Genomic DNA, 25,861 nt, shown 5'->3' with positions numbered 1-25,861 from the left:
CCGCGAGGAGGCTGGAGGACACGTCCGTGGGGGAGGTGAGGCGCAGGTGTGTATCGGCATCGTGGGCCGGGTCGTCGAGTTCGACGCTGCCGGGCCGGCCGTGGCCCGCACCGGGACGGTGGACACCGAGGCCGGCCGGCGGCAGGTCTGTTTCGCGTTCCTGCCGGACGCCGCGGTGGGTGACGTGGTGCTGGTGCATTCGGGGTACGCGATCGATCGGGTGGACGATGCCGACGGTGATGGGGGAGGCCGATGAGAGGACCAAGGGCACAGGGGATCGCGCTCGCCTTCGGTACGGCGCTGATCAGCGGCGTGTCCGTGTTCGTCAATTCGTACGGCGTCCGGGTCGTCCGCGACGCCACGGTGTACACCACAGCGAAGAACCTCGTCGCCGCGGTGGTGTTGATCCTGCTGGTGGCCGGTGTCCGCGGACGACGGCCGGCGCCGCGCCTCTCGAGGCGTCAAGGGGCCGGCCTGCTGGCGGTGGCCGTCGTCGGGGGATCGGTGCCGTTCGTGCTGTTCTTCAACGGTTTGGCGCATGCCTCGTCGACCCACGCGGCGTTCGTGCACAAGACGCTGGTGCTGTGGGTGGCGTTGCTCGCCGTACCGCTGCTGGGTGAGCGACTCGGGCTCCTGCAGTACGTGGCGATCGGTCTGCTGCTCGGTGGGCAGGTCGCGCTCGACGGAGGCCTCGGTGGGTTCCGCTTCGGCACCGGGGAACTGATGCTGCTGGCCGCGACGCTGCTGTGGGCGGTCGAGGTGATCGTGGTGAAACGGCTCGTCGTCGCTGTGGCGCCAGACCTGCTCGCGGTAGCGCGGATGGGCCTTGGCGTGCTGCTGCTGATCGGCTGGGTCGCGGTCAGCGGGCATTGGTCCGGTTTCATCGGGCTGAGCGCGGCGGGCTGGCGTTGGGCGGCCCTCACCGGACTCCTGCTGGCCGGGTACGTCGCGACCTGGTACCGCGCGCTGGCTCTGGCTCCGGCGGTCGACGTCACCGCCGTACTGGTGGTCGCTGCCGTGATCACCGCCCTGCTCAACGCGATCGTCAAGGGCACGGTCGTGACACCGCAGGCCGGTATCGGTATCGCGTTGCTGGTGGCCGGCGCGGGCCTTGCGGCTCTGGCCCGGCCGCAACCGGTCCTGGCGCGATGAACCGCGCATCGGGTCCGCTGCTGTTCGCGCAGTACGCCTACCCGCCCAACGCGCTCGGCTACTGCGGCCCGGAGGATTCCGACGAACTGCTGGAGTACGCCGACAGCGCTGTGACCGACCGCGGTCTGGTGGCGATCGCGCAACGCTTCCTCGGTGCGTGGCCGTACCTGTCGCTGATCGCCGCGGCGAACGCACGCGACCCGCTCGATGCCGATGTGGTAGAGGCCTACTGGGTGGGTAACCACCTGCTGGACAACGTCCCCGGCTCCTTGCTGGCGGCACACCTGACGGACCGGTTCGACCGTCCCCTCAAGCACGGGGCGGCCGACCCGGTCGGACTGGCGATCCTCGGCGGCCGGCCGCACCACAACTTCCACGTGTTCGCGGTGTACCCATGGACAGGCCTGCTGCGGGCCGGGCCTGCGGCCGATCCGTTGCGGGTGCTGGACAGCTGCCGGATCTCCTGGGGCACCGTCGTTGCCGTCGACAACGAGGCGGCCGACGTGAGCGTGCGCCCGTTGCGCTACGACAACGGCCGGCTCCGGTTGGGAGAACCGGCCGTACGGCGCGTGCAGAGCGGCTCGCGTGGCCGCCAGTTGGTCCACTCGGCACAACCGGGTGATCTCGTCGCGGTGCACTGGAACTGGATCTGCGACGTCCTGACCCGCGCGCAGGTATCCGCGCTGCGCGAGACCACGGCGTACCTGCTCACGCTGGTCAACCACGCCCTCGGCCGCCCCGCAGTCGGCGGCGTACTCGAACCGGCGATGCCCGGAGGCAGGCGTGTAAGGACCTGAGTCACAGCTCAGGCACGACGAGCAGCGGTTCGACGGTGGCGTAGTCCACGACAGGGCCGTCGCGGCAGAGCAGCAGCGGGCCGAGCTGGCAGTGCCCGCAGAGGCCGACGCCGCATTTCATCGAGCGTTCGAGCGAGACCTGGATCCGCTCGTCCGGCACCCCCGCACCGAGCAGGACGCGGGCGCTGAACCGCATCATCGGCTCCGGTCCGCAGAGGAACGCGACGGTTCGCTCGGGCGCGATCCGCAGCCGTCGGAGTGGTTCGGTGACGAACCCGACCGCGCCGGGCCAGCCGGTCGCCGGGCGGTCGACGGTGAGCTCGGTGTCGAGGTCGTCGCGATCCACCCACCGGTCCAGCTCGGCGCGGAACAGGAACTCGTCCGGCGTCCGGGCGCCGGCGATCAGGACGATCCTGCGGTACGCCGCGCGCCGGCCCAGCGCCGCAAGCAGCAGCGGCCGCAGCGGGGCGAGACCGACTCCGCCGGCGACCACCACCAGGTCGTTGCCGTCGGCCTCGTCAAGGTCCCACGTCGTACCGAACGGGCCGCGGGCACCGAGGATCGTTCCGGGACCGGCGTCGTGCAGCGCCTGGCTGACCGCGCCGACCGCCCGCACGGTGTGGATCAGCGTGCCGTCGTCGCCGATGCCGCTGATCGAGATCGGCACCTCACCGATGCCGTACGCGTAGAGCATCGCGAACTGTCCGGGGCGGAACGGCGGCAGCGGACGATCGACAGGTCGCAGCGACACCGTGGCCGAGTCGTGGGTCTCGACTGTGCGGTCGACGACCCGGTACCGGACCGGCAGCATCGGCTCAGCCACGAGCGGTGTCCTCAGGGATCGCATCGCCGTACAGATCGAGCAGCCGCGCCCGCGTCGTCTGCAGCCGGTCGAGGACGACGGCGAGCAGTTGCCGGGTGAGGGCGTACCCGAGCCGGGGATCCTGGTCCGCGAGCGCCCGGAGCCGGGCAGCGTCGAACGCCGTGGCCTGGACGGCGCCGATCGCGCGGGCGCCGAAGTGCCAGCGGTACGGCGGAACGAGCCACGACCAGCCGAGCAGATCACCCGGGCCGAGTGTCTGTACGACGACGTGGCCGCGACCGGGGACCGCCGTGTCGAGTGCTACCCGGCCGTGCCGGATGAGCCAGCAGTAGCCGGCGGGCCCGCCCTCCTCGAACAGCCGGTCGCCGTCGTCGTAGGAGACTTCATGGGCGGTGCTGAAGAACGCCTCCCGTTCGGGGGCGGTGAGGTCGTCGAAGAGCGTGGTGTCAGCCATGCGCGGACTCGGCGAGCCGGCCGATCTCTTCGGTGATGTCGATGCCCACGGGACACCAGGCGATGCACCGGCCGCAGCCGACGCAACCGGATCCGCCGAACTGGTCGTGCCAGGTGCCGAGCTTGTGGGTGATCCACTGCCGGTAACGGCTCTCGCCGGAGCTGCGGACGCTGCCCCCGTGCAGGTACGAGAAGTCGAGCTCGAAACACGACGACCAGCGTTGTCGGCGTTCGGTGTGGTCACCGGTGAGGTCGGTGACGTCCTCGGTGGTCGTGCAGAAACAGGTCGGGCAGACCATGGTGCAGTTGCCGCACGTGAGACAGCGCTCCGCGACGTCCTCCCAGTGTGCGGATTCGCGACTGCCGACCAGCAGCGCGCGCAGGTCCACCTCCGGCATCGCGCGCCCCATCTTGTGGGTCGCGTCCTCGACCGCCAGACGCGCGGCGTCCGTCTCGTCCGCGGCGGCGTCGCGATGGTCGATCCGGGCCAGCAGTGCCTCGCCCGCGTCGGTGCCGGCCTCGGCGAGGAACCGGTGGCCGTCGGTCGGGGTCAGCTCGGTGAGCGTCAGGTCCGCGCCCGGCCCGGCGGCCGGGCCGGTGCCCATCGACGCACAGAAGCAGACCTCGCCGGGCTCGGTGCAGTTGACCGCCACGACGAACAGCGCGCGGTGCCGCTGCTGGAACGAGCCGTCCGGATGAGGACCGCCGCCGAGCACGTCGCGCAGCTTGCCGATCGCGGCCAGGTCACATCCGCGGACGCCGAGCAGCGCGTACCGCCGGGCCGGTTCGTCCGCCGGACGGAACGAGCCGTCCGCATCCGTCGACCACAGCGTGCGGTGGGGTGGATGCAGGAACGTCTTCCAGGACTGCGGCCCGGCCGAGTGGGCGAACATCGCGTCGTCGTCGCGGCGATGCAGACGGTAGCGCCCGGGCCCGGTCTCGACACCCCACCCGGCCGGCAGTTGGCCGGCGCCGGTGAGCTCCGCCAGCACGATGGCGCTGCCGGACACCGTCGGACCGACGACCTGGTAACCGTCGCTCATCAGTACCTCGACCAGGTCGTCGAGGCCTTCGATGATCGCCTGCGTCATACCCGCGATCGTGCCTCCGGGAGCCGGAGCTCTCCAAGGGCCGAAGGTCCCGGCGGAGGCTGTCCTCGGCCCCTGGCCGTCGGCCCGGTCAGCTGGTGAGCTGGCAGACGATGGACACCCCGACGCTAGCGGTCTTCAAACTCGCCTCGTGTGACGGTTGCCAGCTCACTGTGCTGGACTGCGAGGACGAGCTGCTGACGCTGGCCGGGCGGGTGCGGATCGCCCACTTCCTGGAGGCGTCCAGCGCGGTCCAGCCGGGACCGTACGACGTGGCACTGGTGGAGGGGTCGATCACCACGCCGGCCGACGCCGAGCGGATCCGCCGGATCCGGGCCGAGTCGCGGGTGCTGGTGGCCATCGGCGCCTGTGCCACCGCCGGCGGGATCCAGGCGCTGCGAAACTTCGGCGACGTGGCCGAGTTCGCGTCCGTGGTGTACGCCCGGCCGGACTACATCGAGACCCTGGCGACCTCGACGGCGGTGGCCGATCATGTGCCGGTCGACTTCGAGTTGCGGGGCTGCCCGATCGATCGCCGGCAGCTGCTCGAGGTACTGACCGCCTTCCTCGCCGGACGGAAGCCCGATCTGCCGGACACCTCGGTGTGCACCGAGTGCAAGCGCCGCGGTCTCACCTGCGTGATGGTGGCCGAGGGTACGCCGTGCCTCGGCCCGGTCACCCATGCCGGCTGTGGTGCGTTGTGCCCGGCGTACCGACGGGGCTGCTTCGGCTGCTTCGGGCCGATGGCCAAGCCGAACGTCGCGGCTCTGCTGCCGCGGCTGCGTGCGGCCGGGATGAGCGACGACGACATCGACCGCGTCTTCCACACGTTCAACGCCGCGGCCAAGGACTGGTCGTCGTGAGCCACCGCGCCCGCCAGTTACGGGTCAGTTCGCTCGCTCGCGTCGAGGGGGAGGGCGCGCTGCACGTCGTCGTCCGCGACGGTGAGGTGGAGCGCGCGGACCTGCAGATCTACGAGCCGCCGCGCTTCTTCGAGGCGTTGCTGCGCGGCCGGGCGTACACGGAACCGCCCGACATCACGGCCCGGATCTGCGGCATCTGCCCGGTCGCCTACCAGACCAGCGCGATCGCCGCGATCGAGAACGCCTGCGGAGTCGTGGTCGGCGGCCCGATCGCCGACCTCCGGCGGCTGCTGTACTGCGGTGAGTGGATCTCGAGCCATGCGCTGCACATCTATCTGCTGCATGCCCCGGACTTCCTCGGTTATCCGGACGCGGTCGCACTGGCGACCGATCATCGCGACATCGTCGAACGCGGCCTGGCCCTGAAGAAGGCCGGCAACGCGATCCTCGAACTGGTCGGCGGCCGGGCGATCCACCCGATCAACGTCCGCGTCGGCGGCTTCTACGCCGCACCGAGCCAGGCTCAGCTCGACAAGCTCGCCGCTCAGCTGCGGCCGGCGCTCGACGCCGCGGTCGCGACGGTGCGCTGGGTGGCCGGCTTCGACTTCCCCGACCTGGAACTCGACCACGAACTGCTGGCCGTCCACGACCCCGCGCGCTACGCGATCGAGCGCGGTACGACGCTGCGCCGCAGCGCGGGACCCGCCTTCGCAGTGGATGCCTTCAGCAACCATGTGGTCGAGGAACACGTCGCGCACTCGACCGCGCTACGGGCCCGGCTCGACGGTGGGAGGTACCTGACCGGACCGCTGGCCCGCTATACGCTCAACCGTGAGCACCTGTCCCCGTTGGCCCTGGAACTCGCCGCAGGCGCGGGGCTCGGGATTGAATGCCGCAATCCGTTCCGCAGCATCGTGGTCCGCGCGGTCGAGACCGTGTACGCCGTCGAGGAGGCGCTGCGGCTGATCGAGTCGTACCGGCAACCCGAACCGTCGTCCGTCGGCGTACAGGCCCGGGACGGTGTGGGCCACGGTGTCAGCGAAGCGCCCCGCGGTCTGCTGTACCACCGGTACGAGATCGGCGCGGACGGCCTGATCCGGTCCGCGACGATCGTCCCGCCGACCTCACAGAACCAGGCGGCGATCGAGGACGACCTCCGGCGGGTGGTCGCGGCCAACCTCGACCTCGGCGACGGCCCGCTGACCGGCCTCTGCGAGCGCACTGTCCGCAACTACGACCCCTGCATCTCCTGCTCGACGCACTTCCTCGACCTGAGAATGGAGCGCCTGTGAAGACAGCCCTGCCGACTGCCGTGGTGATCGGAGTCGGCAACGAGTACCGCCGCGACGACGGGATCGGGCCCGCGCTGGTCGCCGCTCTCGCGGACCACTGGCTGCCGGGTGTGAGGCTTGTCGTCTCGGACGGCGAACCCGCACGACTGATGGACGACTGGGCCGCCGTGCCGCTGGCCGTGGTGGTCGATGCGGTGGTGTGCGAGCCGTCCGCACCTGGCGAGATCCATCGGACCGACGTGTCGCTGCGGGAACCAGCAGATCCGATCGTCGAGACCCACGCGCACTCGGCGGGCTCGCACAGCTTGGGCATCCCGGACGCGCTGCGGCTGGCGGCGGCGCTGGACCGGCTGCCGGGCCGGCTCGTCGTCTTCGCGGTCGAGGCCGCCGACGTCGGCTTCGGCACCGAGCTGACCACACCGGTCGCCGCCGCACTGCCAAGGCTGGTCGAGGCCGTGCTCGGCGAGCTGCTCGCGAACACAACAGAGCGGGGGAAGCCTACCGCCGCTACTGCAGCGGGCCGAGATGTACGGTGAACGGCGGGAACCGCTACTCCGTACCTTTGGGTCTGGCTTCCCTCGCCCACCTCCAGTAGAGCGCGATCGCGCCGCAGACAGGAGGGTCGAAGGTCCCGACTGCCGGGGACTCTCAGGCGCCGTCGGTCGTCGTGAGTCCGGTGCAGGGCTGAAGTGCCTGCTGTATCGGGACTGGAGGACTCTGGCGACTTCATGCGCTGCCTCCGGACGATGGATGTGAGAGGAGGCTGCGCAGATGGCCGAATCCACTGATTCCGTGTTGGCGGTGTCGCGGCTCGGGAAGCGGTTCGGGGACCGGGTGGCCGTCGACGATGTCAGCTTCGAGGTCGCGCCCGGGGAGACCTACGGATTGCTCGGGCCGAACGGCGCCGGGAAGACGACGACGATTCGCCTGGTCTGCGGCCTGCTGCGCGCGGACGCCGGTGAGGTCCGGGTCGCCGGTACGCCGGTCGGCGCGACGTCGACCGCGGCGAAACGTTCCATCGGCTATGTGCCGCAGGAGATCGCGCTGTACCCGGACCTGACGGCACGGGAGAACCTGAGGTTCTTCGGCCGGCTCTACGGACTGCGCGGTACGGCGCTCAGCCGGCGCGTGGGCGAGGTGCTCGAGCTGATCGGGCTGTCGGACCGCGCCACCGACCGGGTCGAATCGTTCTCCGGCGGAATGAAGCGCCGCCTGAACATCGGCGCCGGGCTGCTGCACGAGCCGAAGCTGCTGGTCCTGGACGAGCCGACCGTCGGAGTCGATCCGCAGAGCCGGCACGCCCTGATGGAGAGCGTGCGGTCGTTCGGCGCGTCGGGTATGGCGGTGCTCTACACGACGCACTACATGGAAGAAGCCGAGCGGTTGTGCGACCGGGTCGGCATCATCGACCACGGCAGGTTGGTTGCCGAGGGCACCCGCCGTGAGCTGGTGGCCGAGCTCGGCGAACGGGACCGCATCACCTTGGCCGCCGCCGGCGACCTGGGTGTGCTGGCGAAGCGTCTTCGGGGTCTGGCCGGTGTGGACCGGGCGGACGTGAAGGACGGGGAGGTCCAGCTGCTGGCCGCTGACGGACGGCGGCTGCTGCCCGGCGTACTGGAAGCCGCCGAGCGGTCCGGGCTGTCCCTGCGATCCGTGGAGGTGGACGAGCCCGATCTCGAGGCCGTCTTCCTGCATCTGACCGGTACGGCGCTACGGGAGTGATCATGTTCGGCGCCTTAGTCATCGCTGCCAAGGATCTGCGGCAACGCTTCCGGGACAGGTCGGCGCTGATCCTCGGCTTCGTGGCGCCCGTCGCGGTCGCGGCCCTGATGAGCTTCGCGTTCTCCGGTGTGGAGTCCTTCCACGCGAACATCGCACTGGTCGACAACGACCGCGGCCAGATCGCGTCCGCCTTGCGAGGTGCGCTGACCGGTCCCGAGCTTTCCGACGTACTGACCATCCGGGAGGCGTCCGACGACGCGGCGGCGCGCAGGATGGTCGACGACGGGGACGCCGGCGCCGGCCTGATCATTCCCGCGGGATTCAGTGCTGCCGCGGTCGGTGACAGGCCCATCGGCCTCCGGGTACTGGGCGATCCGGACGAGCCGCTGCAGGCGCAGGTCGCCCGTGCGGTGGCCGATGCGTATGTCGCTCAGCTCAACGCCGACCGGCTGGCGGTGCATACGGCTCTCGCCGCCGGGGTCCCCGAGAGCCGCGGTGCGGAGTTGGCCGCGGCGGTGGCGAAGCTTCAGTCGCCCGAGTCGGTGCAGGCGCAGCCGACCGGCTATCGCCAGCTCCGGACCGCGAGCTACTACGCGCCCGCGATGGGGATCATGTTCGTGCTGTTCGCGATCGGCTTCACCGCGCGGAGCTACTTCGCCGAGCAGCGCACCGGCACGCTGGAGCGGATCGGCGCGGCCCCGTTGACGCGCGGCGTCGTCCTGCTCGGCAAGTCGCTCGCCGCCTTCGTCTACAGCGTCGTCAGCCTCAGCACGCTGGCGATCGTGTCGTCGCTCGCGTTCGGTGCCGAGTGGGGGCCGCCGGTTCCGGCGTTCGCGTTGATCCTCGCGATGTCGGCCGTGCTGGTGGCGTTGACGGCCCTCGTCGTCGCGACGGCACGCACCGAGCGTCAGGCCGAAGGGCTGGCGACGATCGTCACGTTCGTGCTGCTCCTGCTCGGCGGCAACTTCGTCCTGCTCAGCCAGGCACCGGAGACGTTGCGCAGACTCGCCCTGCTCACGCCGAACGGCTGGGCCCTGCGCGGGTTCACGGATCTCGCGACCGGAGCCGGCGCCGCCAGCGCGATCGTCCCGGTCCTGGTCATGCTCGGTATGGCGGCGGTGCTGGGAGCGATCGCCGCGATCGTCGGCCGGGGGAGGCTCACATGAGGGCTGCACTGGCTGTTGCAGGCGTCTCGCTGCGCCGGATGTTGCGGGACCGGACGGCGCTGTTCTTCATCGTGGTGCTGCCCGTCGTCATCATCACCGTCATCGGCACCGTCGTCCAGAACCCGGGCGGCTTCCGGATCGGTGTGCTCGCCGATCAGCTCCCAGGTCCGCAGCTGGCGACCAGCTTGGTCGACGAACTGAAGGCGGTCGGGCCGCTGCACACGATGGCGGACGAGCCGGCCGCTCGGACGGCGTTGCGCCGGGGCGAGATCGACGCCGTCGTGCTGGTGCCGACCGGCCTGGACGCCGACCTGCTGAGCGGGAAGGACGTGCGGATCCCGGTGCTCGCGGGAGGCGCCGAGTCGACGCAGAGCGCCGCACGGTCGGCCGTCGCCGCCGCGGTCGCCCGGCACGCCGAACGTGTCCAGGCGGCGGCCTTCGCGGCCCGGACGACGGGTACGACGACGGCGGAGCAGTTGCCCAGGGCAACTGCACTGCAGCGGGTGACGCCGCGGATCGGCATCAGTACGGAGAACATCGCGACCGGGAGCGACTACCTTCCGTTGGGCTTCAGCTACAGCGCGCCGACGATGCTCGTCCTGTTCGTCTTCATCAACGCGCTGGCCGGCGGGGCCTCGATCATCCAGACCCGGCAACTCGGCATCTACCAGCGGGCCCAGGCCGCGCCGATCCGCGTGCGGAGCCTGGTGCTGGGGGAGACCCTCTGCTACCTGGTCTTCGCGTTGCTGCAGTCGGTGCTGATCGTGGCGGTCGGTGCGCTGTTGTTCGGCGTGAGCTGGGGCAATCCGGCGGCGGCCGTCGCCCTGATCGGCACCTGGGCGCTGGTCGGCACCGGAGCCGGGATGCTCAGCGGCGCGCTGTTCAAGACACCGGACCAGGCCTCCGCGATCGGCCCGGTGATCGGTATCGCGTTCGCCATGCTCGGCGGCTGCATGTGGCCGTTGGAGATCGTCCCGAACGCGGTACGCACGCTCGGCCACGTCACGCCGCACGCCTGGGCGGTCGACGCCTGGATCACCGTCCTGTCGCGGGACGGCGGCGTCGCCGACATCGCCGGGAACCTCGCCGTACTCGCCGCCTTCGCGGTGGCCATGCTCGGTCTCGCCTCGATCATCCACCAGCGCAGACTGACCAGCTGACTTCCCACTTCGCCCGGAATGCCTACACTTCAAGGAGGAGTGTGAGTTCCATGGTGGATGTGGCCGAGTGGGAGCCGTTCACCCCGCCGGCCGCGCTGCGCCGGCGTGAGGTGTTCGGGTGGCTCGGGTACGTCCAGGCCGTGGGGCCGCGGGTTCCGGCGGTGGACGCTCGGCGGTCCGCGCCGGTTCCGGTGCTGACGGTGCCCGGCTTCCTGACCGGTGACTGGTCGATGATCCCGCTGGCGCGGCACCTGCGTCGCTCCGGCCACGCGACGTTCACGAGCGGTATGGCGCTGAACTCGGGCTGTACCGAGATGCATCTCGAACTGCTCGAACGACGCCTTCAGCAGGTTGTCGACGAAGCGGGTCGTCCGGTCGCGCTGGTAGGACAGAGCCGGGGCGGCACGCTCTGCCGGATGCTGGCGGTACGGCGACCGGACTTGCTGGCCGGCGTGGTCACGCTGGCGTCGCCACTGCTGCACCAGCTCGCGGCGACCCAGCGCCTGGTGAGTCAGGTCAAGCTCATGGCTCGGTTGAACGTCTGTGGGTGGCCGTGGTTGCTCTCCACCGAGTGCTTGTTCGGTGGCTGTGCGGAACGGACGAGCGCGTTGCTCGAATCGCCGTGGCCGGCGGGACTGCCGTTCGTGTCGATGTACTCGCGGCAGGACGGTGTCGTGGACTGGCGCTCGTGTCTGGATCCGGCCGCCGAGCATGTCGAGGTCGGCAGCACCCACAACGGGATGGGAACCGACCGGCACGTCCAGCGGCTGCTCGCGGCCAGACTCCGGACCTTCGGTGCCGATCGCTCAGCGCCGACCGGATGGCCGGGCGAAGCCGACCAGTAGCTCGAGCTCCGCACCCATCCAGTCGGCGATCCGCTGCACATCGGCCACCTGATCGCGGTCGGCGACGACGCCGACCGACAGGCGGTCGCGGTAGCTCAGCACGGTCACGTTCAGCCCCAGCCCGTCGGTGATACCGGCCAGCGGCACCATCGATTCCACCACCGCGCCGGCCAGGTACAGCGGCCGGCCGGGTCCGTGGATGTTCGAGATGTTCACGTTCATCGCCGGTGTCAGCGGCGCCCAGGTGTTCAGGTTGGTGAGCAGCTGGACGGTCCGTACGGTGAACGCCGGCGGGACCATGCGGATCGTGTCGACGAGCGCGTCCGGCGCCGTCGTACCGAGGTCGTGCAACGCGGTGAGCATCGCCCGGTGCGCGACCGCCAGCCGGGCAGCCGCGTCGTCCACATCGGTCGGGATCGGCACGACGACGGCGCTCAGCTGGTTGCCGAAGGATGTCGCGCCGGGATCCCGCAGCGCGACCGGCACGACCGCGGTGAGCGGGCGCTCCGGGAGCTCCGAGTGCTCGATCAGCCACCGGCGCAGTGCACCCGCCGAGATCGCCATCACCACGTCGTTCACGCTCACCGCGAAGTGGTTCTTCACCGCCTTGACGTCGGTGAGCGCCAGCGTGGCGATGCCGATCCGGCGGTGCCGCGAGATCTGCCGGTTGAACGACGTACGCGGCGCTCTCGCGAGTCCGGTGTGCAGGCGCTGACCGCGGATCAGTGAGGTGGTGGCGCCGAGCAGTCGCGCGCCGGGCATGGTGCCGAAGACCGGTAGTTCGTCGACGCCGGACAAGGCCGCGGGTACGCCGGACAGTGCTCGCAACGGTTGCCGAACCACGCCCGCGAGGCCGCGCAGCAGCATCGGCAGTGCTGCGGGTGGCGACGGTGGCGGTTCCGGCGGTTCCGGCGGTTCCGGCGGTGCCGGAGCTCGGTGGGCTCTGCGTGGTCCGGTGTCCGTCAGGGCGGAGAGGATCTGGATCCCCGCGCGGCCGTCGGCGATCGCATGGTGCACCTTGGTGAGTACGGCGGCCCGGCCGCCGCCGAGGCCCTGGATCAGGTACATCTCCCACAGTGGCCACGCGCGATCGAGGGGACGGGCGAAGATCCGCGCGACCTGTTCGCGCAGTTGCTCGTCGTCGCCCGGCGGGGGCAGTGCGATCTCCCTGAGGTGGTAGTCGAGGTCGGGGTCGGTCTCGGTCCAGTACGGCCGATCCAGCCCGAGCGGTACGCCGGTGAGCCGCCGGCGGAACGCGGGCACCTGATCGATCCGCTCGCGGACCAGCTCGCGGAGCCGGCCGAGGGTGAGGGCGCGGCCGGGCAGCCTGGCCGGATCGACGATCATGAGAATCGCCGTGTGCGTCCGGACCCGGTCGTTCTCCGCGGCGAGATACATCGCGCCGAGGTCGTCGACCTGTTGCATGGTCACAGCGCCTCCGCGGCGAGGTCACGGCGTACGGCGTCCTCCGGCACGCCCAGGTGATCGAGGGGATCCTCCAGGCGGCGACGCAGCAGCTCGGCCGACCGAGCGGCGTACAGACCGTCCTCGATCCGCTCGTCGAACGTCCACCGCAGCGGGAGGATCGGCCGGATCCGGATCTGCCCGTCGTGGACGACGGGTGTCGGACGGACCCGGCCGACGACCAGGAACAGCGGGCAGTTGCCGTGCTCGTACAAGTGGTGGTAGGCGGCGTCGGTCTTGAGGCTGCCCAGATTCGACACGAAGGCCGACGAGTACATCGGATCCGACCGGGTCAGGGCGGACGGAAGTACGCCACGCGCGTCCAGCCAGTGGAACACCGAGACGGCGAGGTCGAGCACCGGCACCGGCAACGAGAGGAAAAGTCGCATTTCCTTGTCGACCTCGGCGACGCCGGACGTCCGGGCGTCGCGGACCGCGCCGTCGAGGTCGTTGATCACCGCCGCCAGGCTCTCGTCCGGCTCGAACCGGCGCTTGATCATCTCCAGCGGCGCGTTGTCCGCGAACTCCTTGATGGCGCCGAACGACAGGTGGACGCCGTCGCGCTGGTACAGCCGGCGGCCGGCCACGAAGCGGTTCATCCGCGGCCGGGCGTGCAGCATGCCGGCGACCTCGTGCAGCACCAGGACGAACAGGCTCAGGTGTGGTCCGCCGGCCGCGTTCCACCGCTGGATCCAGTCCTGCGCGGCGGCGATGTCGACGAGCTGCTCGAAGTACACGGTCGACTCGGTCCGGCGGCGCATGATGAACGGCATGATCGCCCGCTCGTCGGGAACGTCGGTGACGAGCCGGCCGTCACGGCGTCGCGCTCCGGGATGCAGTCTGCTCCGCATGGCGTCCTCCCTCGCTCCCGATGGTGAACAGCCGCGAGGTCCCCGAGTAGGGCCGAAGTACCTGCTGGTGTGCCTTTCCGTGGTGCCGGATGCGGTACTCGCCGGCGGCGTCGGCGGGTACGGTCCAGGTCACGACGGCGAGCTGTGCGGTCCGGGTCCGGCGCCAGCGGAACGTCGTGGACCAGTCGCCGTCGTCGGCCACGGTCTCCCAGCCGTCGGCGATGCGGCGCTGGACCTCCAGGTAGGTGCCGTTGCGCCGCAAGTCGTTGTTCGGGTACGCCGCCACGAAGATCGCGGTGACCAGGTCACCGGGCCGGTATCGGCGCCGGGGCTCCACCACCACGTCGCCGAACGCGTGGTCAGCCGGCGTACGGTCGTACGGGATCTGTGGCCGCGCGAGTCGTTCCTGTCCGGTCAGGTCCGGCCCTTCGTCGCCGTAGCGGACCGGGCGGCCGTCCCGCATGGCCTCGGCGAGCTGTCCGGCCACCTGTTGCAGTGCGGGCAGCGTCCACCGGCCGAAAAGGGTGCTGCCGCCTTCGTACTGCTGGGTGTCGTACTCCTCCGGCGTCGTGACGTAGTGCAGGTAGCCGTTGCTGTAGCCGACGACCAGCACGTCGGCGAGCTCCGCGCCGACGATCGAGGCGACTGTACGGCGCAGCCGCAGGCCGGCGACGACCGTGACCTCGGCCGGGATGCCGAGCAGATACAGCTGACCGATGCGCAGCAACTGGATCAGCGCGTTCCGTGCGACGTAGTGCCCCCGGAGGCCGCCGACCACGAGTGCCTTGGGCGCCTGGACGTCGCGGAGGCGCGGATTGCGGCGGTAGAGCGTTCGCGACACCGTGTCCCACAACGGGTTCCGGCCCTCGTGGAAGCCGCGGAAGGCTGGGCCGTCCTCCTGGCTGCCCGCCAGTGCGGCGGCGCCGCCGACCGGAGCGCCCGTCCGGTGCTCGCGGCCGTCGCCGGTGAACTCCGGGCGGACCACGGCCGCGCCCAGATCCACGTGGGTCAGCCGGTGGTCGACACCTCCGTCCAGGACGGATCCCGGCGCCGTCATGAGCCGGGCGGCGGCTTCGTACTGGCGCAGGCCGATGATTCGCGTGTTCTCCGTCTCGTCGGAGCTCGGGCCCTGACCGGGCCGCAGGTCGAGGTTCGGTGTGAGATCGCCGGCGTTGGTCTGCGCGAACGCCGCCACGAAGTCGTCCGGTCGGCGATCCAGGTAGTCGACACCGGCCACCAGGCGTTCCCAGTGATAGGCGGCGTAGCCCTTGTTGTCGCCGCTGATCAACGTGTTCGCGTTGGTCATGCTGGTGTTGTGCACCCCGAACCAGTTGATCGCTCCGAGCGGTCTCCCGGCGCGCTCGATCCGCAGCAGGGTGGTCTGTGGGTCGACGCCGTCCGGGAACCACTGCCGGTCGGCCGCCGGATTGTTGTCGAAGGCCACTTTCGACCGGTTGGCGCTCGCGTCCCGGAGCTCGCCGTGGGAGAGCGTGAGCGCGGCGGGGGACAGGTCGCCGTGCGCCCGGACGACGGCCTCGGTCATCCCGTCGACGATCGCGTCGAACGTCTTCGGGCGGAAGCCGCCGGTATTCGAGTGGTACAGCCGATGGTGCGAATAGCCGCCGGGACCGCTGTGCGTGTGCGTGGCGGTGATCATGGTGTTGTGCTCGGTGTACAGCGTCCCGTACTCGTGCCGCAGCCGGTCGAGCACAGCCCGGCAGACGTTGTCGAACACCATCGGCAGGTCGTTCACGACCAGCAGCACCCGTCGTCCGCTCGCGGGGTCCGCGATCACGAACGCGCGGGATCGCAACCGCAGGTGGATCCCGTCACTGCGTTGCCGGGACTTGCCGTACCCGAGCATGCCGGTGTCCGCCGCTTCGCCGGTGATGTCCGCGATCCCGCGACCACACAGGAACATCAGCGGGCCACCTAACCGGTCACCAGCGCCTTGAGGCTCTGCCAGACGAGCTGCTCGCGGTCGGCGATCTCGTGCAGCGGGGTCGTGGCCGGTTCCAGGAGGTCTGCCGGATCGTCGAGTTCGGCGGCCGCGGCGAAGGTGGCTGCGACGCCTTCCCACAGGTCGCCGATCGCGTTGAGCTCGCTGCCGAGCTCGTCCAGCCGGGACTCACCCGTGATGACGGTCGCCTCGCCGAGGAACCGCGCGTACATGTACCGGAAGATGCCGCCTCCGGTGCCGCCGCGGGGGTCGATGAACAGTGCGGTCTCGAAGCAGGTACGTCGCAGCGCGGCGGCGTCGAGGACGTCGGGCCACCGCAGCGTCTCCTGGAGAGCTTTGCGGATCCCGCGGACGCCGAGGTTGGCGATCGGCGGCGTCAGCATGCCGTCGCACACCTGGTCGATGGCCGCCCGGATGTCGTCCGCGTCCGGCTCGCGCGCGCCGGCGAAGTCGAAGGTGTACCAGGTGTGCCGCGGCGGGAACGGGCGGAACCTCGACCCGCGTGCCGCTTCGAGGACGTCCCAGTCGACCGGATGAAGTTCCCGGTCCCGATCCGCGATCAGTACCCGTCCGGTCGGCGGATCGTAGCCTGCCGCCACGACGACATGGCCGCCGAAGTGATAGTCCGGCGGGAGGTCGAAGTACGGCAGGAATCCCATGTCGACGTACAGCAGCGCGGGCTCGCCGGCCTCCAGGACCTTGCGGAGCTCGGCCTGCGCGACGGTGGTGCTGGACGTGGAGCGGGACGTGACCGCGACGCCGGTACGGCGACCCGCCGTCTTCTCCAGGCCCTCCTCCCGCGGGCTCGCGTTGTTGGCGCGGCCGCCGAAGAACGGATCGGTGCCCTTGAAGTGGAAGTACACGAACCCGAGGCCCGCCCCGAGCCCGAACAGCAACTCCTCGCTGATCGGGTAGCCGTGGAAGTCGTACACGTGTTTCAACGACCCGGTGACACAGTGGTGCGTCGGATAGCTGCCGAAACCCGCGAAAGGCTTGAACCTGCCCGGCCCACTGACCGTGGTCGTCATCTCAGTACCTCCCGATCACCCGGTTGCCGCGATCCAGCCTGGTCCGGCGGGCTCGTCGGGCACAGGGCCGAAGGTCCTGTCGTGTGCGGCAGGCCGCCGCGCCCGGCCAGGTTCGGGACTTTCGCCCCTGGCTGCTCCGGGGGGCGGTGCCGAGCGTGGAAGTGAGCGGAGGGAGAAGCGCATGTCCAGAATCCGCACGGTCCTCGCGGCCACGACGATCCTCGCAGCCCTCGTCACGGCCGGCTGTGGTGGCGGTGGGAAGGCATCCGCGCCCCCGGCAGCGTCCACCACGGCGTCGGCCGGTGCGGCGACGCCGAGCACGCCGTACGTCACCGGTGTGGGCAAGCTGCCGGCCGCGGCGATCCTCGCCCGTGCCAAGGCTGCCCTGGCCGCTGCCGGCAGCGTCCGGGTGAAGGGCAGCGTCACCTCCGAGGACGGGAAGCCGACGACGATGGACCTGGCGCTGACCCGGACCGCCGGAAGGTCCACGATCGGCTTCTCCGGCGGGCGGCTGACGGTCATCGTGATCGGGCGCACGGCCTACTTCCAGGGCGACGACGCCTTCTGGAAGGCGAGCGCCACGGACGCCCGGCAAGGAGCGGCGTACGCCGCCATGTTCCGTGGCAAGTGGCTGAAGACGACCGCCGGGGACAAGCGGTTCGGCGACTTCTCCGACCTGGCGAACATGAAGGCCTTCGTCACGCAGCTGGAGACTCCGGGGACCGCGAAGAAGACCGGACCGCGGGTCGTCGACGGGGTCAACTGCATCGGCTTGATGGGCGACGACGGCTCGGTGCTGTGGATCGACCAGGTCACCGCCCGCCCCGTTCGGGGAACGAGTTCCGGTGCAGGCACCGGCCTCGCCTTCACCGACTACGACCGGGTACCGCCGCCGACAGCCCCTCCGTCCGCCCTCGTGATCGACGCAGGCGCCCTGCACTGACCGGCGTGATACTCCCGATTCCCGGGACTTTGGGCCCTGGCCGGTGGCGATGGCCGGCCGGACGGTGAAGGTATGACGGAGTTGGTGCAGCACGTGGTGAGCGGTGCCTGGCCGGACTGGGGCGGCGACGAGCTCGGGCCGCGGTCGGTGACGATCTTCCGCCTGCCGGGGGAATTCCGGGCGGTGGTTGCCGTGGACAACGTGACGCTCGGACCGGCGATCGGCGGCGTCCGGATGCGGCCGGAGGTGACACCCGGTGAGGTGATCCGGCTGGCGCGCGGGATGACGCTGAAGTGCGCGGCGGTCGGACTGCCGCACGGCGGCGCGAAGGCGGGTATCGCCGCGCCGCCGTGGCTGGACGTCCGGACCAAGGAGGCGCTCATCCGCACGTTCGCGGTGCGGATCGCCGATCTGACCGACTACTGGCCCGGCCCGGACATGGGGACGGACGAGACCGCGATGGCGTGGGTCTACGACGAGATCGGGCGATCCGTCGGTCGCCCGGCGGCGATCGGCGGCATCCCGCTCGACACCCTGGGGGCCACCGGGTACGGCCTCGCGATCTGCGCCGAGGCACTCGAGACGTCCGGCAGGCTGGAGATCGACGGCGCCCGGATCGCGGTCCAGGGCTTCGGCGCGGTCGGCCGGTCGGTGGCGTTGCAGCTGCACGAGCGGGGAGCCCGCGTCGTCGCGGTGTCCGACATCGAGGGGGCGGTGACCAATCCGGACGGGCTGGACATCGCGAAGCTGGTCGACTTCCAGCACGAGCGACCGCTGAACCAGTTCCCCGGCGGTACGCCGATGATCCGCGACGAGTTGCTCGGCGTGCCCTGCGACGTACTGATTCCGGCCGCGCAACCCGATGTCCTGAACCGGGCCACCGCCGCCCAGGTCCGGGCCTCGATCGTCCTCGAGGGAGCCAACATCCCCGCCACGCTCGAGGCCGAGCAGATGTTCGCCGCGCGCAACGTCCTGGTGGTTCCGGACATCATCGCGAACGCCGGCGGCGTGATCTGTGCCGCCGCCGAGTCCCGCGGTCTGACCGCTGCGCAGGCTTTCGCCGACATCGCGGAGCGGCTGCGCGCCGCCATGACCGAATGGCTCGCCCGCACCGAGTCAGGCGAGGCCCCGCGCACCGCCGCGCGCACGATGGCGCAGGAACGACTCCAGGCCGCCACGGCCTACCGTCGTACGTTCTGACCGCGTCACACGACGAATCCGCACCGAAACCCTCGACATCTTCAAGCGGTCAACGAACTTGGCGGGTCCGGGCTTTGGCGGCAGCTTCGGAGCGGCGGCGCGCGCCCAGTTTGGCGAGGATGTTGTGGACGTGGTTCTTGACGGTGCTGACCTCGATGCACAGGCGGCCGCCGATCTCGCGGTTGGACAGGCCCTCGTCGATCAGCGACAGGATCTGCCGTTCCCTCGAGGTCAGTTGGGAGGCGCCCGGCTGGTCGCCGGCCTGTGGACCGAGGGATCCGACACGCCGGAGCAGGGCGGCCGTGACGGTCGGGGGACAGGCCGAGTCGCCGCGGGCGACGGCCCGGGCGGTCGAGACGATGTCGCGGAGTGTTCCCTCCCGGGCGACGAAGCCTGCGACGCCGGCCGCGGCGCACGCGATGATCGACTCGTCGTCCTCCGGTGCGGCGAGGGCGACCAGGTGTGCTCCCGGGTAGCCGTTCGCGAGCGTGGAAACGATCCGGGCCCCGGGCGGTGCGGAGACGTCCACGAGGATGATGTCCGGTCGTCCGTCGCCACAGCGGGTCAGGGCTTCCTCCATGGACGAAGCGGTGCCGATCACGTCGATACCGGCGACCTGTCCCAGGGCCGCCGCGAGATTCTCCCGGTGGATCCGTACCGGACCGATGATGGAGACGACCAGAGGTTTCTCGGCGCGCGGTCGTCGCATCGGTCCGCGGTCAGCGTCCGGCAGATCCAGCAATGCGCGTGCCATGGCCCCCTCCACACCGTACGTCCGCAGCATCGCAGGCGTGGTCCGCGAGGAGCCGCGGGACGGGGACCGAAACCTGGCGAGTTGCCCCACCTACAGCGTGCAACATCACGACCGTGTCCGGGGAGGCCCAAACCCGGACGAACCGGATCTTTCGATCCATGATCGGAGCGGATGCGGTGTCTCAGACCAGGTTCGGCGGGAAGTACCGGGCCGCCTTGTCATCGACCTTCGCGACGCGTCCCGCCAGACTGAAATGGACGCGACCGGCCGGATAGATCCAGATCTCGTCGAGGGTCCGGCTCCGGAACTCCTCCAGCATCGCGGCGCTGGCGTTCTGCGGCGGCTGCGGCGTGGTCCAGTAATCGATCGTCGCCGGCCTGCCGAGCATCGTCTGGACCGCTTCCTTGGTCTGGCCAACGAGTCGCAGGCGCAGGGCGGACAGTGATTCGGGCATGTCTTCTCCTCAGAACGGTCGCCAGATGCCGCGGCCCTCGTCGGTGCCGTCGAGCTTGATGGATCCGTCGCGGTTGACCTGGCTGCGGCCGAGGTCGGCCTCCCACCACGCCTTGCTCCACCAGTTGCCGCCTGAGGTGCAGGTACCGACAGCTCCGATCACGATGCCGCCGGTGGCAGCCTGTACGGCCTTGACGAAGATATCGCCTGGCCCGGACGACGAGCAGGCGGCGATCGCCAGGTACGAGTTGCCGGCGCCGAGCGCGTTCCTGAGAATGGTGCCGAATTTCGTCGCCTGACTGCTGGTGGAGACCATGTCGTTGGCCTCGCCGGGCTCGACGTGTCCATCGCCGTCGGTGTCGTTGCCGAGCCGGAAGCCGCCACTTCCTGCCCAGCCACCGTGCGCCTCGATATGGATTCCGGTCAGGTAGCCGCACGTTCCGACGTACGACCGGACAGCTTCGATCAAATCGCTGACGGTGTGGACGAGGATCCAGGCATCGGCGTTGGTGTAGCCGCCGTAGTCGCGCAGGTCGATCTTGGTCTCGGCGTCGTGGACGACGAGGAGGGTGCCGAGATTCTTCAGCCCACCTGGACAGGCTGCGGCCGCTCTGGCCGCGATCGGAGCCAGCGCCTCCCAGGCCTGGGCGGCTTGTGCTCCGATCCGTGCCGGAAGCTTCACCTCCGCGAGCGAGACGTCCGGCGGCGATTCGATCCACTCGGCAGTGCTCTCGGTACCTCCGCCCGCGCTCCCGGACAGGGAGAACGGCCCACGGATGGAGTATCCGCCCGTCCAGGTCGTTTCGATCGTCCAGTACCCGCGGCTGTCGATCGCGACCGCGTTGTTCGCGTTGTGGTCGCCGTTCACTGTCAGCCAGTCGCGGACGTGGTCGGTGGATCCACTCTTCAGCCGTGCCGCCATGTCCGCGGCGATCCGGTCTCCGACGGGGCTGTCGCAGGGCGCCTTGCCCTGGTATCCGAGCAAGGCGACGAGCGGTCCGCCCCGCGAGTTCAGCAGGCGGGTCCACGCGATGCCGGGTCCGCTCGGCGGCGAGGTCGAACGATCGATTCGCAGCACCGAGCATCCGGCGAGAATCAGTACGTCGAGGTCCATGCTCGCCGGCCAGGCAGCCACGAGGTCAGCGGGGCCGAGCCAGTTGCTGTAGGTGCCCGGTGCACCGCACGCGGCTCCGGTGCTCTCGATGGCGAGCATTCCGCTCGACGAGAGTCCATGGCCGGTGTAGTAGAAGACGTCGGCCGGATTGCGCACCAGGCGGCGGACTGTTCGCGCTGTGCGCCAGTTCGGGCGGCCCTTCACGGCCAGTTCGATCGTCTCGACGCCGCCTGCCCGGAAGAGGCTCGTCGCGTCGGGTACCTCGCGGGATTCGTCCCCGGTCGAGAGACCGAGGGAGCGCGGCTGGGTGGCGATGCCACGGGCTGTGGCGCCGAGCGCGGAGCGGAAGGAAACGTCGCTGGTACCGCCGGGACGTGCGACGGTGGCTACCTCGGCGACAGGGGCTTCGACGGCGAGGAACGCGCCGAGAGAGGTGAGCGTGCGGCCGCCACGGTACCGCGTCCGGGCCGGGTTGGCCGGGTCCGGACCTTCAGCGGCGATCGTCCAGGATCCCGGCGTGGACCTCGTGCCGGGACCCGGCTCGCGATTCGCCGGGCGCGTGGTGAATTCCACCGTCAGGTCCGTGGGCATGACCGCGGCAGGCAGCCCGGAGGCCACGGCGACCGCCTCGACCGCGGAGGTGTCCACGCCGAGTACCTCGTCCCAGCGCAGGGGAGTGCCCGGTCTTCCCGGACCGGCGAACCAGAGATCCTCGACAGTGACCTGGGCGGCCCCGGTCGGTCCGATGACGATCGCGTCGAGTTGTGCCCAGGTCCGGGACCCGACCTCACCGTCGGCTTCCTTGGGAGCTGCCGGAAAGACCAGGCGCTGGAAGGATTCGACGGCCGATCGGGTCTGCACGCCGTACTGGCAGTCCTCCTCGAGTGGCGCGTCGGCGAGGCCCGTCAGGCCGGCTGCGAGTCGGTAGGCGTGGAAGGCGTTGAGTTTGCGCTGGATCTCCCGGACTGCCGAGTGTTGGGAACCGTTGCGTAGCACGGTCGGGCGGCGGGCGGGCGGGACCGGTACGTCGGGACAGGGTCCTTTCACAGTTTCTGTCGGAGGATCGGCTTCCGTGGGGCGGAGCACCAGCAGATGACCCGGTACGACGCCCTGCTGGTCGGCCACCCGGCGCGCGTAGCGATGCGACCACGGGTGTGGCGCGGGATCGAGAACATGGGTGTACAGACCGGGTACGCGACAGTCCGCGCGGTAGCCGGCCGGCAGGAGCTCGCCTCGATGCCGTACGTCGCCGGAGACGATCACTGCGACTTGGCCGAACGGACTGCCGCGGCCGCGGCTGACGAGCAGGTCGCCGGATCTGAGGGTCGGCAGCCGTCCGCCGGGCATCGCGAGCACCTTGAGGGACCGGCGGAGCTCGGCAGGCTCGGTGCCGTTCACGAAGAAGTCGAAGAGAGCTGCCGCGGACAGTGCCGAGCCGGCGGGCACGCTGCTGCCGAGGACCTGGGCGGTCCAGGAGCCGCGGCTCGGCACTCGCGCCGCGCGGCCGATCAGGACGTCGTCGAGGGCCTCCAGTGGGAGGGAGTCCAGGTCGGCCGCGGCTTCGGTGGCGCTGCTCGCGCGACACGCGGCGAGCGCCGCGTCGACGATCCGGTAGGCCGCCAGGACCCCGGACGTCAGCGCGCCTTCCATGTAGCCGTAGAAACCCGGCGAGGCCTGCTCGCCGGCGAAGAACAGTCTGCCCTGGAACGGTTTGGCGAGCCTCGGCGCGATCGTGGTGACCTCGCCGGGAGCTGGAATGGAATAGCCGGTCCGGATCCAGGGCTCGGAGGGCCAGTCGGCGAAGAGCGTCTTCGGGTGCTGAGCAGCGTACCCGGGGTAGAACTGCTCCAGCCGCTCCTGGTAGCGCTGTGCGTCGAGGACGTACGACCCGCCCGAATACACCGACAGGCAGGCCGCCGGCCCGGTGGTCTGGTGGTCCGTGCCCTCCCAGACACTGCCCAGGCGGTCCCACAACGCGCTCGGGGCGAGATGAGCGTCCTCCCAGAACGGACGGGCGACACCGCTGAGGAACTTGACGGCGGGTCCGTGGCTGATGGTGTAGTCGGCGGCGCGGAACGGCGTGCCGGCGAGGATCCGCGGCCAGACCTTCGGTGGGGCGGTGAGAACGACGAAGTCGAACTCCTCAGATTTCCCGGCCGTGCCGAAGCCGACCCGAACCGATTCCGATCCGATCTCGATCGAGTTCACCGGGGTGTTCAGCCGCACGTCGCGCAAGGTCTTGGCGAGGTGGTGCGCGAGCTGTTCGTTACCGCCCTTGCAGCGATGGGTCTCGATGCGGGTCCAGTAGGCGAGCGGATCGCCCGGCAGCATGTGGGCCCGGACGGCCGCCAGGTAGCCCAAGTAGCTCTGTCGCCCGACGGGGGCGCACTGATCGTTGTCGGCGATGAATTCGAAGAGCCGCCGTGCGTCGCTGGAGGCCGATCCGAAGAGGTCGTTCTCACCCAGACGCTGCCCCAGAGACTTTCCGTCCAGGGCGGCCGCGTTCGGTGAGATCCACGGCCGTAGGGGATCGACGGCAGCGGCGTCCTTGGCGATGAGAGTGCGGACCCGGAGCAGCTCGCGCTCGGCCACAGCCAGTTGCGCATCGGTCAGATCCGTCGTGCCGAGACGGATCCGAACCTTGAGCCCGCGCCGGCGGTAGTCCTCTTCCATACTGATCTTCTCGAGCTGGAGACCGAAGCGCCGGGCGAGCTGGATCCAGGTCGGGTGATTCTCGCCGATCAGTTCGGCGCCCGACTCGGCGATCTTGCCTGTCGTCACGGTCGGATCGGTACGGACCCGGCCGCCCAGTCGGCCGCTCGCCTCGAACACGGTGACCCTGGTGCCCCCGGTCTCGAGCGTCCAGGCCGTCATCAGGCCGGCGAGGCCGGCTCCGACGACGGCGACCCGGGTGCCGGGCAGGCAGCCGGACCGGACTGCTTCCGCGGCGGACTCCGCCGTCCGCAGGTCGACGTCCGGTAGCGGTTCGGTGGTGACATCGGTCGGCGGTTCGGACACGGTTTCCTCCACGGACTGGAGATCGCGCACCGCTTCGAGTGCGCGGGCGGGATTCAGGTATCCATTGCCAAGGCGCCGCAGGTCGGCGCCAGGAGCCGGCGGGTCGCAGGTCGACAGCAGTGCGCGGCGAACGTCCTCGATCTCCAGCCGGCGGCCGGCGGCCTCGTACAGCAGGGCGATCGTCCCGGCGACGGCCGGCGCTGCCATGCTGGTTCCGCTCATCCGCACGTACTTCGGGGCGTCGCCGGTCGCGGGGCGCGACCGCGCGCCGAGGACGAGGACGCCGGGTGCGACCAGATCCGGCTTCTGCCGACCGTCCCGGGTCGGTCCCGAACTGCTGAAAGCGCCGAGTTGCCGGTCGTCCGAGTGACCGTCGTACGCGCCGACGGCGATCGTGTGGAACCCGTTGCAGATGGTGCCGAGCGTTGTGCGGGGATTGACCTGGCGATCGCTGAAGTGCGCTTGACAGTCACGGCACCGCGCATCGCGCTCGATCCAGGCATGAACGCGTCCGTCCACCACGTCCAGACCTGTGAGGGTGATCTCCCAGCCGGTCGCGACGGCGGGATCGAGGTAGATGCCGATCTGGTTGTCGCCGTTGTTGGGGTCGCAGGCGCGATGGTAGATCCGGGCAGCCTCCCGGCCGCTGATCGTCACGGCGCGATCGACACCGAGCGGTACCGAGATCGTGGGGCTGCCGGACGACGTGAGCTCGACCCGTAGGCGGTCACGCCCGGGGTACCAGATATCGACCTGGTTGACACTGCGGTCCGCGGGATCGGCTTCGATGCGCACGCGGCGTACCGAGCCCGGACGCAGCTGCCACGCGGCGTGGGTACGGCGGCGGAAGTAGTTGCCGGCGCTGCCGACGATCGCGACGCCCGTCGTCGACGAGACGAGCTGGTCCATCGCGAGCTCGACCAGCGAGTGTCCGGTGTGTTCGCCGGCGTGCCGCCCGAGGCTGAGGTTGACGACGCACGGACGGGTCCCGGCCGCGGCCACGATGAAGTCGAGCGCCTCGAGGAGCTCGACGGAGTCGCCGAGTGGCCCGTCGGCCGTGCCCGGGCGCCGGCCGAGGTTGACGAAGATGAGATCGCAGTCGGGCGCCGTCCCGAGCGGCCCGCCGGCGCGGCCGTTCCCGGCCGCGATGCTCGCGGTATGGGTCCCGTGGGCTCCCGGACCGGCGTCGAAGTCGGCAGGGTCGTACCCGAGCTCCCGCAGCGGATCGTCGGTCTCCAACGCCCGATTGATCGCTGCCGCGTCCAGCACGCAGCCGTAGCCGTACTTCGAGGGCGGGCTGCTCACGGCCGGGCTCTGATCCCACAGCGCCAGCAGGCGGGTCGTGCCGTCGTCGTTGCGGAAATCGGGATGGGTGATGTCCAGGCCCCAGTCGACCAGCCCGAGCGCGACGCCTCGCCCGGTCGCTCCGAGATCGGTGGGCCGATCGTCCCGTGGAGCTGTCAGTTCGTCGACATCAGCGAGGGGCTCGACGTCCGGCGTATAGAGATGTGGCGCCTTGACGCTGACGACCGCCGGATCCGCGCGGAGTTCCTGGATGAGACCTCGCGGCACCCGGACGGTGACGACGTCACCGAACCGGCTGACCACCCGGCAGCGCCCCGGGGTGTCACCCGGTCGCCGGAGCCGGACGATGACCGCGATCTCGTCGTCCGGCTCGCCCGCGCGGGCCAACTGCTGGAGCGCGGGATCCATCG

The 25,861-nt window shown here is 70.4% G+C and carries 22 protein-coding genes; 12 read left to right on the top strand and 10 right to left on the bottom strand.

The annotated features are described in order from the left end of the window. Positions 1 to 46 precede the first annotated feature (46 nt). The 3 genes from ACWEOO_RS26250 to ACWEOO_RS26240 are packed head-to-tail and all read left to right on the top strand — an operon-like array spanning position 47 to position 1,949. On the top strand, positions 47 to 256 hold the full coding sequence (locus ACWEOO_RS26250; protein WP_452145273.1) for a HypC/HybG/HupF family hydrogenase formation chaperone: 210 nt from the start codon (positions 47 to 49) through the stop codon (positions 254 to 256). After that, positions 253 to 1,152, top strand: a complete 900-nt coding sequence (locus ACWEOO_RS26245) for a DMT family transporter (protein ID WP_452145272.1) — start codon at positions 253 to 255, stop codon at positions 1,150 to 1,152. The genes ACWEOO_RS26250 and ACWEOO_RS26245 overlap by 4 nt, the downstream gene beginning before the upstream one ends. Continuing rightward, positions 1,149 to 1,949 (top strand): DUF6390 family protein, encoded by an 801-nt coding sequence (locus ACWEOO_RS26240; RefSeq protein ID WP_452145271.1) that lies wholly within the window; start codon positions 1,149 to 1,151, stop codon positions 1,947 to 1,949. Before ACWEOO_RS26245 ends, ACWEOO_RS26240 begins: the two co-directional genes overlap by 4 nt. Position 1,950: 1 nt before the next feature. Here ACWEOO_RS26240 and ACWEOO_RS26235 read toward each other — a convergent pair whose 3' ends face one another. The 3 genes from ACWEOO_RS26235 to ACWEOO_RS26225 are packed head-to-tail and all read right to left on the bottom strand — an operon-like array spanning position 1,951 to position 4,316. Then, entirely contained in the window at positions 1,951 to 2,772 is an 822-nt protein-coding gene (locus ACWEOO_RS26235) for an FAD/NAD(P)-binding protein (protein ID WP_452145270.1), read from the bottom strand. Continuing rightward, positions 2,765 to 3,226, bottom strand: a complete 462-nt coding sequence (locus ACWEOO_RS26230; RefSeq protein WP_452145269.1) for a Crp/Fnr family transcriptional regulator — start codon at positions 3,224 to 3,226, stop codon at positions 2,765 to 2,767. The genes ACWEOO_RS26235 and ACWEOO_RS26230 overlap by 8 nt, the downstream gene beginning before the upstream one ends. Continuing rightward, positions 3,219 to 4,316 (bottom strand): 4Fe-4S dicluster domain-containing protein, encoded by a 1,098-nt coding sequence (locus tag ACWEOO_RS26225; protein WP_452145268.1) that lies wholly within the window; start codon positions 4,314 to 4,316, stop codon positions 3,219 to 3,221. The genes ACWEOO_RS26230 and ACWEOO_RS26225 overlap by 8 nt, the downstream gene beginning before the upstream one ends. A gap of 95 nt (positions 4,317 to 4,411) precedes the next feature. Between ACWEOO_RS26225 and ACWEOO_RS26220 the strand changes: the two genes are divergently transcribed. From ACWEOO_RS26220 to ACWEOO_RS26190, 7 genes are all read left to right on the top strand, one after another. Continuing rightward, positions 4,412 to 5,176, top strand: coding sequence for an NADH-quinone oxidoreductase subunit B family protein (locus ACWEOO_RS26220; RefSeq protein WP_452145267.1), 765 nt, complete (start codon positions 4,412 to 4,414; stop codon positions 5,174 to 5,176). Next, on the top strand, positions 5,173 to 6,468 hold the full coding sequence (locus ACWEOO_RS26215) for a Ni/Fe hydrogenase subunit alpha (protein ID WP_452145266.1): 1,296 nt from the start codon (positions 5,173 to 5,175) through the stop codon (positions 6,466 to 6,468). Before ACWEOO_RS26220 ends, ACWEOO_RS26215 begins: the two co-directional genes overlap by 4 nt. Further along, positions 6,465 to 7,004 carry a hydrogenase maturation protease gene (locus ACWEOO_RS26210; protein ID WP_452145265.1) on the top strand — a complete coding sequence of 180 codons (540 nt, stop codon included), beginning with the start codon at positions 6,465 to 6,467 and terminating at the stop codon, positions 7,002 to 7,004. The genes ACWEOO_RS26215 and ACWEOO_RS26210 overlap by 4 nt, the downstream gene beginning before the upstream one ends. Positions 7,005 to 7,239: 235 nt before the next feature. Continuing rightward, complete coding sequence (locus tag ACWEOO_RS26205) at positions 7,240 to 8,190, top strand: ABC transporter ATP-binding protein (protein ID WP_452145264.1); 951 nt, start codon at positions 7,240 to 7,242, stop codon at positions 8,188 to 8,190. Positions 8,191 to 8,192: 2 nt separating this feature from the next. Then, positions 8,193 to 9,356 (top strand): ABC transporter permease, encoded by a 1,164-nt coding sequence (locus tag ACWEOO_RS26200; protein ID WP_452145263.1) that lies wholly within the window; start codon positions 8,193 to 8,195, stop codon positions 9,354 to 9,356. Then, positions 9,353 to 10,516 (top strand): ABC transporter permease, encoded by a 1,164-nt coding sequence (locus ACWEOO_RS26195; RefSeq protein WP_452145262.1) that lies wholly within the window; start codon positions 9,353 to 9,355, stop codon positions 10,514 to 10,516. The genes ACWEOO_RS26200 and ACWEOO_RS26195 overlap by 4 nt, the downstream gene beginning before the upstream one ends. A gap of 41 nt (positions 10,517 to 10,557) precedes the next feature. Further along, complete coding sequence (locus ACWEOO_RS26190) at positions 10,558 to 11,361, top strand: esterase/lipase family protein (protein WP_452145261.1); 804 nt, start codon at positions 10,558 to 10,560, stop codon at positions 11,359 to 11,361. On the opposite strand, the gene ACWEOO_RS26185 is transcribed toward ACWEOO_RS26190, so the two are convergent. The 4 genes from ACWEOO_RS26185 to ACWEOO_RS26170 are packed head-to-tail and all read right to left on the bottom strand — an operon-like array spanning position 11,323 to position 16,664. Next, positions 11,323 to 12,786: a wax ester/triacylglycerol synthase family O-acyltransferase gene (locus ACWEOO_RS26185; protein ID WP_452145312.1), complete on the bottom strand. Its 1,464-nt coding sequence runs from the start codon at positions 12,784 to 12,786 to the stop codon at positions 11,323 to 11,325. The two genes, ACWEOO_RS26190 and ACWEOO_RS26185, sit on opposite strands and share 39 nt — an antisense overlap. Positions 12,787 to 12,788: 2 nt before the next feature. After that, positions 12,789 to 13,676 (bottom strand): 2-oxo acid dehydrogenase subunit E2, encoded by an 888-nt coding sequence (locus tag ACWEOO_RS26180; protein ID WP_452145260.1) that lies wholly within the window; start codon positions 13,674 to 13,676, stop codon positions 12,789 to 12,791. Further along, positions 13,639 to 15,597, bottom strand: a complete 1,959-nt coding sequence (locus ACWEOO_RS26175; RefSeq protein WP_452145259.1) for a neutral/alkaline non-lysosomal ceramidase N-terminal domain-containing protein — start codon at positions 15,595 to 15,597, stop codon at positions 13,639 to 13,641. The genes ACWEOO_RS26180 and ACWEOO_RS26175 overlap by 38 nt, the downstream gene beginning before the upstream one ends. An 11-nt stretch (positions 15,598 to 15,608) precedes the next feature. Further along, positions 15,609 to 16,664: a BtrH N-terminal domain-containing protein gene (locus ACWEOO_RS26170; protein ID WP_452145258.1), complete on the bottom strand. Its 1,056-nt coding sequence runs from the start codon at positions 16,662 to 16,664 to the stop codon at positions 15,609 to 15,611. Positions 16,665 to 16,845: 181 nt separating this feature from the next. Here ACWEOO_RS26170 and ACWEOO_RS26165 point away from each other — a divergent pair, with 181 nt between their 5' ends. Together ACWEOO_RS26165 and ACWEOO_RS26160 are read left to right on the top strand one after the other, a co-directional pair. Further along, positions 16,846 to 17,607: a hypothetical protein gene (locus ACWEOO_RS26165; RefSeq protein ID WP_452145257.1), complete on the top strand. Its 762-nt coding sequence runs from the start codon at positions 16,846 to 16,848 to the stop codon at positions 17,605 to 17,607. Between the two features lie 72 nt (positions 17,608 to 17,679). Continuing rightward, entirely contained in the window at positions 17,680 to 18,807 is a 1,128-nt protein-coding gene (locus ACWEOO_RS26160; RefSeq protein WP_452145256.1) for a Glu/Leu/Phe/Val family dehydrogenase, read from the top strand. Between the two features lie 49 nt (positions 18,808 to 18,856). Here the strand turns inward: ACWEOO_RS26160 and ACWEOO_RS26155 are convergent, their stop codons facing one another. From ACWEOO_RS26155 to ACWEOO_RS26145, 3 genes are all read right to left on the bottom strand, one after another. Further along, a complete protein-coding gene (locus ACWEOO_RS26155; RefSeq protein WP_452145255.1) occupies positions 18,857 to 19,561 on the bottom strand; it encodes a response regulator transcription factor in 705 nt (234 codons plus the stop codon). A gap of 181 nt (positions 19,562 to 19,742) precedes the next feature. Continuing rightward, entirely contained in the window at positions 19,743 to 20,015 is a 273-nt protein-coding gene (locus ACWEOO_RS26150) for a hypothetical protein (protein WP_452145254.1), read from the bottom strand. Positions 20,016 to 20,024: 9 nt separating this feature from the next. Beyond that, positions 20,025 to 25,859 (bottom strand): FAD-dependent oxidoreductase, encoded by a 5,835-nt coding sequence (locus ACWEOO_RS26145; protein ID WP_452145253.1) that lies wholly within the window; start codon positions 25,857 to 25,859, stop codon positions 20,025 to 20,027. Between the last annotated feature and the right edge of the window lie 2 nt (positions 25,860 to 25,861).

Source organism: Kribbella sp. NPDC004138 (assembly GCF_053603655.1).
This window is presented reverse-complemented; position numbering and strand designations above follow the sequence as displayed.

Coding starts and splice junctions, on each gene's coding strand:
- ACWEOO_RS26245 (WP_452145272.1), top strand. CDS start 253: ATGAGAGGACCAAGGGCACAGGGGATCGCGCTCGCCTTCGGTACGGCG.
- ACWEOO_RS26240 (WP_452145271.1), top strand. CDS start 1,149: ATGAACCGCGCATCGGGTCCGCTGCTGTTCGCGCAGTACGCCTACCCG.
- ACWEOO_RS26230 (WP_452145269.1), bottom strand. CDS start 3,226: ATGGCTGACACCACGCTCTTCGACGACCTCACCGCCCCCGAACGGGAG.
- ACWEOO_RS26225 (WP_452145268.1), bottom strand. CDS start 4,316: ATGACGCAGGCGATCATCGAAGGCCTCGACGACCTGGTCGAGGTACTG.
- ACWEOO_RS26205 (WP_452145264.1), top strand. CDS start 7,240: ATGGCCGAATCCACTGATTCCGTGTTGGCGGTGTCGCGGCTCGGGAAG.
- ACWEOO_RS26200 (WP_452145263.1), top strand. CDS start 8,193: ATGTTCGGCGCCTTAGTCATCGCTGCCAAGGATCTGCGGCAACGCTTC.
- ACWEOO_RS26195 (WP_452145262.1), top strand. CDS start 9,353: ATGAGGGCTGCACTGGCTGTTGCAGGCGTCTCGCTGCGCCGGATGTTG.
- ACWEOO_RS26185 (WP_452145312.1), bottom strand. CDS start 12,786: ATGCAACAGGTCGACGACCTCGGCGCGATGTATCTCGCCGCGGAGAAC.
- ACWEOO_RS26180 (WP_452145260.1), bottom strand. CDS start 13,676: ATGCGGAGCAGACTGCATCCCGGAGCGCGACGCCGTGACGGCCGGCTC.
- ACWEOO_RS26175 (WP_452145259.1), bottom strand. CDS start 15,597: ATGTTCCTGTGTGGTCGCGGGATCGCGGACATCACCGGCGAAGCGGCG.
- ACWEOO_RS26170 (WP_452145258.1), bottom strand. CDS start 16,664: ATGACGACCACGGTCAGTGGGCCGGGCAGGTTCAAGCCTTTCGCGGGT.
- ACWEOO_RS26165 (WP_452145257.1), top strand. CDS start 16,846: ATGTCCAGAATCCGCACGGTCCTCGCGGCCACGACGATCCTCGCAGCC.
- ACWEOO_RS26160 (WP_452145256.1), top strand. CDS start 17,680: ATGACGGAGTTGGTGCAGCACGTGGTGAGCGGTGCCTGGCCGGACTGG.
- ACWEOO_RS26155 (WP_452145255.1), bottom strand. CDS start 19,561: ATGGCACGCGCATTGCTGGATCTGCCGGACGCTGACCGCGGACCGATG.
- ACWEOO_RS26150 (WP_452145254.1), bottom strand. CDS start 20,015: ATGCCCGAATCACTGTCCGCCCTGCGCCTGCGACTCGTTGGCCAGACC.
- ACWEOO_RS26145 (WP_452145253.1), bottom strand. CDS start 25,859: ATGGATCCCGCGCTCCAGCAGTTGGCCCGCGCGGGCGAGCCGGACGAC.